Below are 13,616 nucleotides of genomic sequence, written 5' to 3' on the forward strand. Positions count from 1 at the left end.
GCGATGCAGGCCTGGAACGAGAAAGCTAAGGAGATCGCATGAGCAGACCAGCCAATCCCGTGACCCTGCCGCTGGCGGACTATTCGCCGCAGAATTTCCTGCTGGCCGTGGTCGACGGCGTTGCCACCGTGACGCTCAATCGTCCCGAGCGGAAAAATCCGCTGACTTTCGAGAGCTACCGCGAGCTCACCGATTTCTTTCGCGCCTGCGCGTTCGACGATGCGGTCAAGTCGATCGTCGTCACAGGCGCGGGCGCCAATTTTTCGTCCGGCGGCGACGTATTCGAGATCATCGGTCCGCTCGTGAAGATGGACACCAAGGGACTGACGGCCTTTACCCGGATGACGGGCGACCTCGTCAAGGCGATGCGGGCCTGCCCGCAGCCGATCGTCGCTGCGGTCGAAGGCATCTGTGCCGGCGCGGGCGCGATTATTGCCATGGCGTCCGACATGCGGCTCGCGGCGAGCGGGGCCAAGGTCGCATTCCTCTTCAACAAGGTGGGCCTTGCCGGCTGCGACATGGGCGCGTGCGCAATCCTGCCGCGGATCATCGGGCAGTCCCGCGCCTCCGAGCTGCTCTACACCGGCCGCTTCATGACCGCGGAGGAGGGCGAGCGCTGGGGCTTCTTCAGCCGTCTCGTGACACCGGAGCAGGTGTTGCCCCAGGCGCAACTGCTGGCAAGGCAGATCGCGGAAGGGCCGACCTTCGCCAACACCATGACCAAGCGGATGCTGGCGATGGAATGGGCGATGTCGGTAGAGGAGGCGATCGAGGCGGAGGCCGTTGCACAGGCCCTGTGCATGACGACGGCGGATTTCGAGCGCGCCTTCGAGGCCTTCGCCAACAAGGTCAAGCCGGTGTTCAGGGGCGACTAGGCCGGTTACTCCTGGCCGCGGCCCTGCCAAAAAGGGAACGTACGCGAAATTCCTTTAAGCTTGAAATAATTTCGCGTTGGGCTCAATTGGCGGGGTTTCGATGAGGAATGCGCCTCCGGCAGGGGCCTTAGGAGCCGGGAATTAAGGCTAAGCCCAAGACCCGGGCCGAGCTCTGGGCGGAGGCGACAAAGCCGCTTGCGGCGGAGCAACTGCCCGTGCGACGTTAACTCATTGCCTGGCGTTATCGAGTGGAGTTAAGGCGATGAAGGCGATTATCGTCGGTGGCGGTATCGGTGGTCTCACCACGGCATTAATGCTGCGCTCGCGCGGCCTGGATTGCGAAATCTTCGAGCAGGCCGACACCATCCGCGAGCTCGGTGTCGGCATCAACACGCTGCCGCATGCGATGCGCGAGCTCGCCGGCCTCGGTCTGCTCCAGAAGCTCGACGATGTCGCGATCCGCACCGATCAGCTCTATTACCTCAATCGCCACGGCCAGGAAGTCTGGCGCGAGGCCCGTGGCATCGACGCGGGCCACGACGTGCCGCAATTCTCGATCCACCGTGGCCGCCTTCAGGGCGTCATCCATCGCGCCGTCGAGGAGCGGCTCGGGCCGGATGCTATCCACACCGGCTGCCGGCTCGGCGCATTCACTCAGGACGAGGGCGGCGTCACCGCCTATTTCTTCGATCGCGCCGGCGCGCATATCCACACGGCGCGCGGCGATATCCTGATCGGCGCCGACGGCATCCACTCACGCGTTCGCGACACGCTGTTCCCGAACGAGGGACCGCCGTGCTGGAACGGCCTGATGCTGTGGCGCGGTGCGCGCGACTGGCCGCTGTTCCTCACCGGCAAATCGATGATCGTGGCCGGCGGGCTCAACGCCAAGGTGGTGATCTATCCGATCGCGGAGGGATCGAGCCCCGCGAGCCGTCTCACCAATTGGGCGGTGCTGGTGAAGGTCGGTGAGGGCAATGCCCCGCCGCCGCGGAAGGAAGACTGGTCGCGGCCGGGCCGCCGCGAGGAGCTGATGCCGCATGTGGCCCGCTTCTCGGTGCCCTATATCGACGTGAAGAGCCTGATCTCGGCAACGCCCGAGTTCTACGAATATCCGACCTGTGACCGGGATCCGTTGCCCTATTGGTCGTCCGGGCGCGTCACGCTGCTCGGCGATGCCGCGCATCCCATGTATCCGGTCGGCTCGAACGGTGCCTCGCAGGCGATCCTCGATGCGCGTTGCCTCGCCGATGCGCTGGCGCGCGCCGAGCATCCCCGCCAGGCGTTGCTCGAATATGAGAAGAAGCGCCTGCCGATGACCGCGGACATCGTTCGCTCCAACCGGCGCGGCGGTCCCGAGGGCGTCATCGACGCCGTCGAGCAGCTTGCACCCGACGGTTTCGACAATGTCGACAACGTGCTGAGCTATTCGCAGCGCGAGGCGATCGTGCGCGGCTATGCCACCAAGGCCGGCTTTGCCGCCGTGCCGGGGCTGGCGGCGGTGCGCGCTTGAGGGCGATGAATCATCATCACCCTTTGGCCTTTGATTGAGCATGCCCCTTCCGGAAAACCGCTTGCGCACTTTTCCGGGGTCATGCTGCTAACCGCCGGGAGGCGGCGGCAGGAAGTGAATGTTGAACTCGGCCGCCATCGCCACCACGTCCTCCGGCTTCTGCTCCTTCATGTTGTGAAGGCCCCAGAACAGGTCGAACAGCTTGCGGGTCGGTGATACCCAGAACAGGACTTTTGCGGTCTGCTCCGACTTGTTGAAGATGCCGTGCGGCACGCCCATGCCGAGCCGGATCAGATCGCCCGCCGTCGCCTGCGCCTCCGAATTGCCGAGCACGAAGTCGAGCTTGCCCTCAAGCATGTAGAGATACTCGTCCTGGTCCGGATGGATGTGCGGCGGCACGAATGTGCCCGGCGGCAATGTCGCGTGCCAGGAAAAGCTGTGCTCGGTATTGCTTTTCGGCACATAGGTCTGACCGAGGATGTTCCAGGAAATTCCCTGGATCCCTTCATTGGCCCGGGTGATGCCGGTGATTTCAGTTTTCATTGCAGTCCTCCCGTAACGCGACGCGCGGCTTAGTTCGCCGCCTTGCAGTCCTTGGCGTAGCGGTCGCCGTAATTCTCGAAGACCTTCTGGACGATCTCGGTCTGGAACTTGCCGTCCGGACGCTTGGCGACCTTGGTCAGGTAAAAGTCCTGGATCGGATAGCCGTTGGTGTTGAACTTGAAGGCACCGCGCAGCGAGGTGAAGTCGGCTTTCTTCAGGGCGGCGCCGACCGCATCCTTGTTCGAGAGGTCGCCCTTCACGGCCTTGACCGCGCTGTTGATCAGCATCGCGGCGTCATAGGCCTGGAAGGCGTAGGTCCCGGGCACGCCGTTATAGGCGGCTTCATAAGCGGCGACGAACTTCTTGTTCTGGGGGTTGTCGAGATTGGGCGCCCAGTTCGCGCCGCCGAACATGCCGACGGCCGCATCCTGCTGGGCCGGCAAAGTGGATTCATCCACCGTGAACGCCGAGAGCACCGGAATGCTGTCGGCGAGGCCGGCCTGCCGGTACTGCTTGACCAGATTGACGCCGAGCCCGCCCGGCATGAATGTGAAGAGAGCATCGGGCTTCTGCGATGAAATCTTGGAAAGCTCCGGCTGGAAGTCCAGCGTGTTGAGCGGCATGTAGGATTCCTCGACGATTTCGCCCTTGTAGTCGAGCTTGAAGCCGGCGACCGAGTCCTTGCCGGCCTGATAGTTCGGCACCATCAGATACATGCGCTTGTAGCCGCGATCCTGCGCGACCTTGCCGAGGACTTCGTGCACCTGGTCGTTCTGATACGAGGTCACATAAAAGAACGGGTTGCAGTCCTTGCCGGCAAAGGTCGACGGGCCTGCATTGGGGCTGATCAGGAAGGTCTTCGACTCCGTGACTGGTCGATGGATCGCCTGGAGGATGTTGGAGAAGATCGGGCCGACCACGAAATCGACCTTGTCGCGCTCCAGAAGGCCTTTGGCTTTCGTCACGGCTGCATCCGGTTTCAGCTCGTCGTCGGCGACGATCACTTCGACATCGCGGCCACCCATCTTGCCGCCGAGATCCTTCACCCCGAGCGCAAATCCGTCGCGAACCTGCTGGCCGAGTGCGGCGGCGGGTCCCGACAGGGTCACGATCACACCCAGCTTGATCTTCTCCTGGGCGAGGGTAGGGCTCACCGCGGTCCCGAGCAGGATGGCGGCTGCGGCCAAAGTCGTTTGCGTCTTCATGATCTGTCCCCCGTGTCGATCGGGCTTGCACTACAAGCCTCGTGCTTCAACTCAAGCTTATGCCGATGATGGCTGCGGCGGCAAGCAAAGCCCAAAGGCGCCGTCATCTTGCGGGGAAGCGGCGCATGCAAGCGGCGCGCCAATTACTTGAAGCCTAAAGAAATTGGCGTGCGGTCGATTGTTGCAGCTTTAGGCTTGCAGCCGGCCCGGATTTATTTGAAGCTCAAAATGTTGGGAATCCGTGCCGGCGCCAATGCCGGCCGTGAGTGACTGCATCGAGATGCTCGATTCCGAGACCAAGGCTGTCGAAACTCCGGAAGATCACGCCGAAGAGCTTCGGTTGTGGCTGCGCCTCTTGACCTGCACGACCCTGATCGAGGGCGAGGTCCGCGGCCGGTTGCGGCAGCGCTTCGATGTCACGCTGCCCCGTTTCGATCTGATGGCGCAGCTCGACAAGGCGCCGGAGGGCATGACGCTGTCCGACGTCTCCAAGCGCATGATGGTGTCGAACGGCAATGTGACCGGCCTCGTCGAGCGTCTCGTGGAATCCGGCCATCTCGATCGCCGGACCTCCGACACGGACCGCCGCGTTCAGGTGATCAGGCTGACGAAGCTCGGGCGTGCCGAGTTTCGCAGGATGGCCGCGGAACACGAGACCTGGATCGCCGATCTCTTCGCCGATCTTTCGCCGAAGGACGTCCGCGAATTGATGCGGCTCCTCGCCAAGACCAAGGCATCGGCGCAGAAATCGGCCGGTCGCCGCCGCGCCTGAGGCGCCCGCGGGCCGACGCGCCCGCCGATCCTTCCTTGCCGCAGCAAAATGCACGGGATGCCCAAAATCCGCTATTGCGCCGAATTGTTTTAAGCCTAAAATGTTTCCCAGATAGTGCTGCCGGGTGCTTTCCATGCGCAAAGGAGCGTGCGATGGCCAACGCCGCCAAGGTTCAAGTCTCGGGCTCGTCTGACGGCAACGATGCGACGGCCCATGTCGATACGTTCGCGCGGCAGCACCTTCCGCCGCGCGAGCTCTGGCCGGAATTCATCTTCACCCGTCCGGAGCTGTGTTATCCGCCGCGATTGAACTGCGTCAGCTATTTCCTCGACCGCTGGGTCGAGCAGGGGCATGGCGACGCGCCTTGCGTCATCAGTCCCGCCGTCAGCTACAGCTATCGCGAGCTGCAGGCGCTGGTGAACCGCATCGCCAATGTGCTGGTCGGCAAGCTCGGTCTCGTCACCGGCGGGCGCGTGCTGCTGCGCTCGTCCAACAATCCGATGATGGTCGCGACCTATCTCGCGGTGATCAAGGCCGGCGGCATTGTGGTGGCGACGATGCCGCTGCTGCGCGCCAAGGAGCTGTCCTATCCGATCCAGAAGGCCGAGATCTCGCTGGCGCTCTGCGATGGAAAGCTCGCCGAGGAGATGGAGAAGGCGAAAGCCGCTGCGCCCGGTCTCAGGCACGTCGTCTATTGGGGGAACGGCGCCGGCGATTCGCTCGAAGCGCTGATCGCGGACGCCAGCCCGGAGTTCGGAGCTGTCGACACCGCCTCCGACGACATCTGCCTGATCGCCTTCACGTCGGGCACCACGGGCGATCCCAAGGGCACCATGCACTTCCACCGGGACATGCTGGCGGTCTGCGACGGCTACGCGCACAACATCCTGCGGGCGGAGCAGAAGGATCGCTTCGTCGGCTCGGCACCGCTCGCCTTCACGTTCGGCTTCGGCGGCGTCCTGTTTCCGATGCACATCGGCGCCTCCTTCGTCGTGCTGGAGAAGACCACGCCCGACGACATCCTGAATGCGATCGAACAGTACAAGACCACGGTCTGCTTCACCGCACCGACCGCGTATCGCGCCATGCTCGGCAAGCTCGCAGGCCGCGACATCTCTTCGCTGCGTAAATGCGTCTCCGCGGGCGAGACGCTCCCCAAGCCGACATTCGATGCCTGGCTCAAGGCGACCGGCATCAAGCTGATGGACGGGATCGGCTCGACCGAGCTGCTGCACATCTTCATCAGCGCGACCGAGGACGAAATCCGTCCCGGCGCGACGGGCAAGCCGGTGCCGGGCTATGAAGCCAAGATCGTCGACGGTTCCGGCAACGATTTGCCGCCGGGCACGATGGGCTTCCTCGCTGTGCGCGGACCGACCGGCTGTCGCTATCTCGCCGACGAGCGGCAGCGCAAATACGTCCAGAACGGCTGGAACATCACCGGCGACACCTATCTGATGGATGGCGACGGCTATTTCTGGTACCAGTCGCGCTCCGACGACATGATCGTGTCGGCTGGCTACAACATTGCCGGCACGGATGTCGAGACGGCGCTGCTCACGCATGCGGCCGTTGCCGAATGTGGCGTCGTTGGCGCGCCGGACGAGGCGCGCGGGATGATCGTGAAGGCCTATGTCATTGCCGCGCCCGGCGTGACGCCCGACGCTCGGCTGGTCGCCGAGTTGCAGGAGCATGTCAAACGCGAGATCGCGCCGTACAAATATCCGCGCGCGATCGAGTTCGTGACGCAGCTGCCGAAGACCGAAACCGGCAAGTTGAAGCGCTTTGCGCTGAGACAGCTGGCGCAGGCCGCTGTGACATCCTCGGGCGTCGCGGGAATGAAAGGATAGAGATTGTCAGTGACGACGCCGACAGGCCCGCCCCGCGCGGTGTTGCCGACAGCAGGCGGGGACGAAACCCGGTCGGGAGCGCAGGTGCTGCAGCCGTCCGGCTGGCCGCTCCCGAAAGGCTATGCCAACGGCATGGCAGCCGAGGGGCGGATCGTCGTCACCGGCGGGGTGATCGGCTGGGATGCCCAGGAGCGTCTCGCGGACGGCTTCGTCGCGCAGGTCCGCCAGACCCTGAGCAACATCGCTGCGATCCTTGCCGAAGCCGGCGCCCGGCCCGAGCACCTGGTGCGGCTGACCTGGTACGTCGTCGACATGGACGAGTACCTGACCAACCTGAAAGAGCTCGGCAAGGTCTACCGTGCGATCTTTGGCGCGCACTATCCTGCGATGGCGCTGTTGCAGGTCGTGCGCCTCGTTGAGAAGGCGGCGCGCGTCGAGATCGAGGCCACCGCCGTGATTCCACGCTGAACCGCGTCAGGTTTCAGCTCGCCTTGGCGAGATCGTCGTCCTCGGGCGAGTTCAGATAGACGCCGGACATGGTGTCGACCCAGCAGAGATGGTCGTGCACCTTCTTCACGCCCTCGACGTTCTCCGCTGCGACGACCGCAGCCTGCCGTGAGCGCTCCTCGGTGATGACGCCGCTGAGGTGAACGATGCCGTCGCGGACGATGACGTTCAGCCCGAACGGACACCAGTCGTTCTTCTCCATGGCGTCGATGATGCGGCCGCGGATGTGATCGTCGTCTGCCGTCGGATCCGGCACCTCGCGGGCGAGCCCCGCCACCGCCTGCAGCAGGTTCGCGCGCGACACGATGCCGACGATCTTGTCGCCGCGGACGACGGGCAATCGCTTCACGTTGTTCCGTTCCATGAGATCGACGATCTCGGCGAGCGCCGTATCCTCGGTGATGGTCACGACGGAGGTGGTCATCACCTCCGAAACCTTGCGGCCGTGCTCGTGGACGAAGTCGCGGGCCGATCCGCCCGGACCAAGGATGAACCTCAGCCAGCGCCCCCGCTTGCGTCCGGTGCCGATTTCGCTGCGTCGGATGAAATCACCTTCCGAGACGACGCCGACCAGCTTGCCGGTATCGTCGACCACGGTGAGGCCGCTGACATGCCTCTTCAGCATGATGTTCGCCGCCTCGACGATGCTGGTGTCGGGGGTGACCGAGATGACCGATCGGGTCATGATCTGGTGGGCGCGCATGGGTAGCTCCGCAGGTTTTGACGAAAGTGGATGAGCGAAGCCTATTTCAAGCATGGAGGCCGGCTTTGACGCAGGTCAAGCAGGTGAGGTCGGTCGATGGCAGTGAAGCAATCGTGATCGGCGGACGAGATTGATGCAGCTCAACGCATCGGAACCCGGGCGACGTATCCTGCCAAGGACCTGAAACCCCAAGAACCTGAAACGGCAAAGTGCGCAGGAATTTTCAGCCATGAGCGTCGTGCAGCTTGTTCCGCGAACCGAAGAGCCGGCAGGGCACCCCTCCGCCGACCCCGTTGTGAGCGTCGACCGTCCGACCGAAAGTCTGCCCGCGCGACCGGCGCCTCCGTCAGAGCCGTACCCTCTGGACCGAGCTTTTCACGCGTCGCTGGCGCGGTTCACGGGCGGGATTTCGCCGCTGGCCCTGTCGCTCGCCTGGCTCGATTGGAGCTCTCATCTCGCTGCGGCGCCGCAGCGCCAGATGGAGATGTCCCGCAAAGCCGTTCGCGACATGGGCCGGTTGCTGGAATCTGTTGCGCACGCACCAACGCAAAAGCCGTGGTCGGTGATAGAGCCGCAGGAACGGGATCGCCGCTTCAGGGGAGCGCAATGGGAAGCCCCGCCGTTCAATCTGTTCGCGCAGGCGTTTCTGCTCACGGAGCGCTGGTGGCACGACGCCACGACCGGTGTACGCGGCGTGTCGCCCGCCAATGAAGCCATCGTCGAATTCTCGATGCGCCAGATGCTCGACATGCTGGCGCCGTCGAATTTCGCTGCGACAAATCCGCTGGTGCTGGAGAAGGCGTTGCAGAGCGGCGGGGAGAATTTCGTGTTCGGCTGGCAGAACTGGTACAGCGATCTGGTGCGCCTGCACTCGACCGCAAAACCAGCCGGTGACGAACAGTTTGTCGTCGGCAAGACGGTCGCGGCTTCACCAGGCAAGGTCGTGTATCGCAACGGTTTGATGGAGCTGATCCAGTACCATCCGACGACCGCGCAGGTGCGGCCCGAGCCGATCCTGATCGTGCCGGCCTGGATCATGAAGTACTACATCCTCGATCTGTCGCCGCAGAATTCGCTGGTGAGGTATCTGACCGGTCAGGGCTTCACCGTATTCGCGATTTCCTGGCGAAATCCGGACGCCCAAGACCGTGATGTCGCCTTCGACGACTATGGCAAGCTCGGCGTCATGGCGGCGCTGGACATGATCGGCCGGATCCTGCCGGACCGGAAGGTCCATGCGCTCGGCTACTGCCTCGGCGGCACGTTGCTATCGATCGCCGCGGCCGCGATGGCGCGCGATGGCGACAAGCGACTGGACACGATCACCCTGCTTGCCGCGCAGACGGATTTCACCGAGGCCGGCGAGCTGACGCTCTTCGTCAACGAGAGCCAGGTCGCCTTCCTCGAAGACATGATGTGGCAGCATGGCTATCTCGACACGACCCAGATGGCCGGTGCGTTCCAGCTCCTGCGCTCCAACGAGTTGATCTGGTCGCGGCTGTCGCATGATTATCTGATGGGCGAGAGCACGGCGCCGATCGACCTGATGGCCTGGAACGCCGACGCCACACGGCTGCCCTATCGCATGCACTCGGAATATCTGCGAAAACTATTCCTGCACAACGACCTGGCCGAGGGCCGCTATCGCGTCGAGGACAGAAGTATCTCGCTTTCCGACATCCATGCGCCGATGTTCGTGGTCGGCACGCTCGCCGATCACGTGGCGCCGTGGCGATCTGTCTACAAGATCCACTATCAGGTCGATGCCGACGTGACGTTCGTGTTGACCAGCGGCGGTCACAATGCAGGCGTCGTCGCGCCGCCGGACCAACCCGGCCACAGCTATCAGGTGCTGATCAAGGCCGCGGACGCGCCCTATGTCGGACCGGATGAATGGCTGAAGCAGGCACCGCGACTTGAGGGGTCGTGGTGGCCTGAATGGGCCGGATGGCTGGCGGCGCGCTCCGGCGCGCCCTGCGATCCGCCGCAGATCGGAGCTGGAGGCGTTGACGGTCTGCCGGACGCGCCGGGAGACTACGTCCACAACTAATCCTCAGGCTCTGCATTCGGCGCGAGGTCGGACGAGCGGAACGGCTTCGCCTTGTCCAGCTTGCGGTAGGCCTCCGTAGCGGCTCGCAGCAGCTTCTTTTCCCGTTTGCGGTCGAGGAAGCGAAGGCCGGCCTCGGGGATGGCCTCGTTCAAGGATGCCGCCAGGGTTTGCCCTCGCGCATCGTCGTTCAATTGTCCGAGGGATTTTTGCGCCTTGCGCAATTGCTTGAGGATCGACTTCTGCTTAGCCAGCGTCTCGTCGGCGAATAAATCCTCGAGAGACTCGATCGAATAGGTCAGCCGCTTGTTGAGAAGCCGCAGCTTGTGTCGTTTCTCGACGTCGAGCCGGTGCAGTTTTCGCGCTTTCCTGAGCAGCGTCGTCTCCCACTCGGTGAGCCGCTCAGTCGCGTGGTTGGCGAGCGGGCTGCGGCGCAGCCTGATGGCTTCCTTGCTGCGCCGGGTCGACCAGGGGCCGCTCTCGATCCAGGTTGTGGTCTGCTCGACCAGGCGGCGATACCGCGCGGATTGCAGCGCGCGGGCCAGCAGGCGATGGCTCTCGGCGCGTTTCTCGTCCCAATGCTGGAGTTCGGCAATGACGACAAGCTCGCCTCCGCTTTCGGCGATGACCCGCTCGATCGCCACGTCGAGATCCCGCACCATCCCGAGCTGGCTGTTCAGCCATTTCAGCTCGGCCCACACCCCCGGCCGCAGCGCGTCGTCGACCATGGGCGAGAAGAAGCGGATGGTGGTGCGCAGATGTGTCAGTGCGATCCGGATCTGATGCAGCGCCTCGGGGTCGCCGCGACATGTACCGTCATGCTGGGCGAGGATGGCGTCGAGGTGACGGCGGGAGATGATCCGGAAGGCCGTGTCGCAGGCCATGCCGGGGCTGAGGCGGCCGGGCAGGGCATTGCGCTGCGCCGCCGGCGTGGCGCGAGCGGCCGTCGAGGTCGTGCTGGGTCGCGCCATCCTTGCCCGCGTCACTCAGATTGCCTTATTTGCCTCGGCGATCGCGTCCCGGCAGGTCCGGAGCGTCTGCTCTTGTGTCCCGGATGCATCGATGGTCGCCCAACCGACTTGGCCGATATTATAGTGCTCTTGGTGCGCGGCAACCTCCTGCGTGGCGTCGGATGCGTCGTCCCGGCGGCCTCCGATCCGCGCTTGCCGGGTCGCGAGGTCGGCAACCAGGAATAGGCCACTCAGCGGCACTTTGCTGTCGCGTGCCAGTGCGGCGACCGCGTCTCGTTCATCTTCACGGGCGAATACGCCGTCGATGATGGCCGAATGGCCTTGCGCCAGCACCTGCCGGGCCTGCTGAGCCAAAACGTCGTAAACGCGGGCCGTGGCCTCCGGCGTGTATGCGGTTGCCGGCAGCCGGTGCGTGTCCTCGACCCCGGCCAGTCGCTTGCGGACGACGTCGCTGCGCAGCACGACGGCTCCCGGCTCTGGTCCGATGAAACGCGCGAGCGCGCGTGCCAAAACCGTCTTTCCGGTGCCGGACAATCCGCCGACCGCGATCAGCCGGGGAGCGGGAGGACGGATCAGATCCCGCGCGAGGCTGAAATAGCGTCGTGCCTCGTCGAGAATGCCGGGGTCAACGGAATGCGGCGGCTTCAGCCGTGCCAGCGTCACCTGGGCGCGGATCGCTGCACGGACGGACATGAACAGCGGCAATGCGGAGAGCGCGCCGAGATTTTCGGGCGGCGTCGCGGCGAGATATCGGTTCAGGACGACATTGGCCGCGTACGGTTGATCGTGGTGCAACAGGTCCATCAGCGTGAATGCGAGATCGTAGAGCACATCGACGGTTGCGATCTGCGCGTCGAACTCGATGGCATCGAACAGCACCGGCTGCTCGTCGATCGACACGATGTTCGCAAGATGCAGGTCGCCATGACAGCGGCGCACAAAGCCCAGACGGCCACGCTCCTCGAGCAGAGGCCGGAGACGCAGGAACGTCGCGAGCGAGTCTCTGCCGAGCTGTGCGATCTCTTCAGCGCCCAGATGATTGCCGCTCCGCAGGCCATTGCTGTTGCCGTCGATCAGGGCTGGAATGGAGGAAACCCATGCCTTGCCGTCGGCGCGAACAGCCTGCGCATGCGAAGCCACGATCGCGTCAGCGGCAGCCGAGGCAAGCTTTGCATCCAGCGGACCGGCCTTGGCGAGGTGATCCAGCGTCCGGCTCTCGTCGAACCGCGACATGTCGACGGCATACTCGATCGGCCGGCCAGGACCATCGATTTTCACTGATCCATCGGCCTCTTCCGTGATCGCCACGACGCGGTGATAGATCTGCGGCGCCAGCGGCCGATTGATCCTGATCTCCTCCTCGCAGGCGGCCTTCCGCTTCGCGAGGGTCGAATAGTCGAGGAACGGAAACCGGACCGCCCGTTTGATTTTCAGCGCACGCCCGCCGTTGAGAAAGACCGACGCGGCATGTGTATCGATCCGCCTCACGTCGGGATGCCGGTGGGATTCGGTGAGCGCCGCAAAAATCCGGTCCTGGGTCGCAGACTCGTCTGTCATTCCTGCTGGCACATCCAGTTGCGGTGGAAGGCGGTCTGCCCGGCGACCAGCGTAACCCTTAGATGCGGATCGCGGCCAGTCCTTGACGTCGGTCAAGACCTGTCGGCTGACCGGACGGGGTTTCCAGGCTTGACAAAAATCAAGGGGGCCCGGCCACAGCCGGCCTAATCTTGCCACCGAGGAGAATCCCGATGCCCTTCAAGGACGTCTTTCTGCCGCTTGTCGGCCAGCCGCGCGGGCCGGCCCTTGCTGCCATCGAGAAATGTGTGGCCGTTGCCGCCGACCTCGGCGCCAGGATCACCGCACTTGCACTCGAGGAGGATGCCTTCGTGCGGCCGAAGGTGATGCTTCCCGATGAGTCCGGTACCGCAGAGGCAAACGGGTCGCTCGGGACAGGCGACATGCAGCATCTTCTGAATGCGTTCACCACTGCGTCCTCCCACACCGGCATCCGCGCTCAAAGCCGATCGGCCAAGGTACCCGCAGACCAGATCGCGTCGATCCTGGCCGAGCATGCGCGCTTCAGCGATCTCACGCTCCTCCCGGTGAAGTCGCACGACAGCCGAACGGAGCACGTCATCGAGACGCTCCTGTTCGAATCCGGGCGGCCGCTGCTGCTCTGTCCGGAGCATTATGTGGACGCGCTGCGGCCGGAATTCGAGAACGTCATGATCGCCTGGGATCACTCCGCGCGCGCGGCGCGCGCGGTCGGCGATGCGCTGCCGATCCTTCAGGCGGCCGCCTCGGTCCGCGTGGTGACCGTGGCGGACGACAAGTCCGACGCGATCGTGCAATCCGGAGCCGCACTCGTCGATCACTTAAGGGAACACGGGGTCTACGCCTCGTTCGAAACCGCAAGCGGCGGCGGCAGCTCGACCGGCAAGGTGCTCGGAAGCTGGGCGGATTCCCACGCCATCGACGCGATCGTGATGGGGGCCTACCATCATTCGCGTTTGAACGAGATCGTCTGGGGCGGTGTGACAAAGACCGTCATTGGCCAGCCACCGTGCTGGGTTATGATCTCGCACTAGGCGTCCAGCCAGCTTATCGGCCTGATCGTCAACCATCGGAAC

12 protein-coding genes are annotated in these 13,616 nt (G+C 64.1%); 7 read left to right on the top strand and 5 right to left on the bottom strand.

Annotation, left to right across the window (positions count from 1 at the left end; genetic code table 11):
* Nucleotides 1–38: 38 nt before the first annotated feature.
* Both JQ572_RS21900 and JQ572_RS21905 read left to right on the top strand, forming a co-directional pair.
* Nucleotides 39–875: an enoyl-CoA hydratase family protein gene (locus JQ572_RS21900; protein WP_211384905.1), complete on the top strand. Its 837-nt coding sequence runs from the start codon at nucleotides 39–41 to the stop codon at nucleotides 873–875.
* A gap of 262 nt (nucleotides 876–1,137) precedes the next feature.
* Nucleotides 1,138–2,388, top strand: a complete 1,251-nt coding sequence (locus JQ572_RS21905; protein WP_211384906.1) for a flavin-dependent oxidoreductase — start codon at nucleotides 1,138–1,140, stop codon at nucleotides 2,386–2,388.
* A gap of 87 nt (nucleotides 2,389–2,475) precedes the next feature.
* Here the strand turns inward: JQ572_RS21905 and JQ572_RS21910 are convergent, their stop codons facing one another.
* Together JQ572_RS21910 and JQ572_RS21915 are read right to left on the bottom strand one after the other, a co-directional pair.
* Entirely contained in the window at nucleotides 2,476–2,931 is a 456-nt protein-coding gene (locus JQ572_RS21910; protein WP_211384907.1) for a cupin domain-containing protein, read from the bottom strand.
* 29 nt (nucleotides 2,932–2,960) lie between these two features.
* Nucleotides 2,961–4,136: an ABC transporter substrate-binding protein gene (locus tag JQ572_RS21915; RefSeq protein ID WP_211384908.1), complete on the bottom strand. Its 1,176-nt coding sequence runs from the start codon at nucleotides 4,134–4,136 to the stop codon at nucleotides 2,961–2,963.
* A 253-nt stretch (nucleotides 4,137–4,389) separates the two neighbouring features.
* On the opposite strand from JQ572_RS21915, the gene JQ572_RS21920 reads away from it, so the two are divergent.
* The 3 genes from JQ572_RS21920 to JQ572_RS21930 all read left to right on the top strand — a co-directional run bounded on the left by JQ572_RS21920 (nucleotide 4,390) and on the right by JQ572_RS21930 (nucleotide 7,226).
* Nucleotides 4,390–4,908 (top strand): MarR family winged helix-turn-helix transcriptional regulator, encoded by a 519-nt coding sequence (locus JQ572_RS21920; protein ID WP_211384909.1) that lies wholly within the window; start codon nucleotides 4,390–4,392, stop codon nucleotides 4,906–4,908.
* Between the two features lie 152 nt (nucleotides 4,909–5,060).
* Nucleotides 5,061–6,758, top strand: a complete 1,698-nt coding sequence (locus tag JQ572_RS21925) for a benzoate-CoA ligase family protein (RefSeq protein ID WP_211384910.1) — start codon at nucleotides 5,061–5,063, stop codon at nucleotides 6,756–6,758.
* Between the two features lie 3 nt (nucleotides 6,759–6,761).
* Complete coding sequence (locus JQ572_RS21930) at nucleotides 6,762–7,226, top strand: RidA family protein (protein WP_211384911.1); 465 nt, start codon at nucleotides 6,762–6,764, stop codon at nucleotides 7,224–7,226.
* Between the two features lie 13 nt (nucleotides 7,227–7,239).
* Here the strand turns inward: JQ572_RS21930 and JQ572_RS21935 are convergent, their stop codons facing one another.
* Nucleotides 7,240–7,968 carry a CBS domain-containing protein gene (locus JQ572_RS21935; protein WP_211384912.1) on the bottom strand — a complete coding sequence of 243 codons (729 nt, stop codon included), beginning with the start codon at nucleotides 7,966–7,968 and terminating at the stop codon, nucleotides 7,240–7,242.
* A 229-nt stretch (nucleotides 7,969–8,197) separates the two neighbouring features.
* Between JQ572_RS21935 and JQ572_RS21940 the strand changes: the two genes are divergently transcribed.
* On the top strand, nucleotides 8,198–10,018 hold the full coding sequence (locus JQ572_RS21940) for a PHA/PHB synthase family protein (protein WP_211384913.1): 1,821 nt from the start codon (nucleotides 8,198–8,200) through the stop codon (nucleotides 10,016–10,018).
* On the opposite strand, the gene JQ572_RS21945 is transcribed toward JQ572_RS21940, so the two are convergent.
* Nucleotides 10,015–10,986, bottom strand: coding sequence for a CHAD domain-containing protein (locus JQ572_RS21945; protein WP_211384914.1), 972 nt, complete (start codon nucleotides 10,984–10,986; stop codon nucleotides 10,015–10,017). The two genes, JQ572_RS21940 and JQ572_RS21945, sit on opposite strands and share 4 nt — an antisense overlap.
* A 15-nt stretch (nucleotides 10,987–11,001) precedes the next feature.
* Entirely contained in the window at nucleotides 11,002–12,543 is a 1,542-nt protein-coding gene (locus JQ572_RS21950) for a bifunctional aminoglycoside phosphotransferase/ATP-binding protein (RefSeq protein ID WP_211385369.1), read from the bottom strand.
* Nucleotides 12,544–12,734: 191 nt separating this feature from the next.
* On the opposite strand from JQ572_RS21950, the gene JQ572_RS21955 reads away from it, so the two are divergent.
* Nucleotides 12,735–13,574, top strand: a complete 840-nt coding sequence (locus tag JQ572_RS21955; RefSeq protein WP_211384915.1) for a universal stress protein — start codon at nucleotides 12,735–12,737, stop codon at nucleotides 13,572–13,574.
* Nucleotides 13,575–13,616 lie beyond the last annotated feature (42 nt).

The organism is Bradyrhizobium sp. SZCCT0153 (assembly GCF_018129995.1).
GTDB classification, from domain to species: Bacteria; Pseudomonadota; Alphaproteobacteria; order Rhizobiales; family Xanthobacteraceae; genus Bradyrhizobium; species Bradyrhizobium japonicum_G.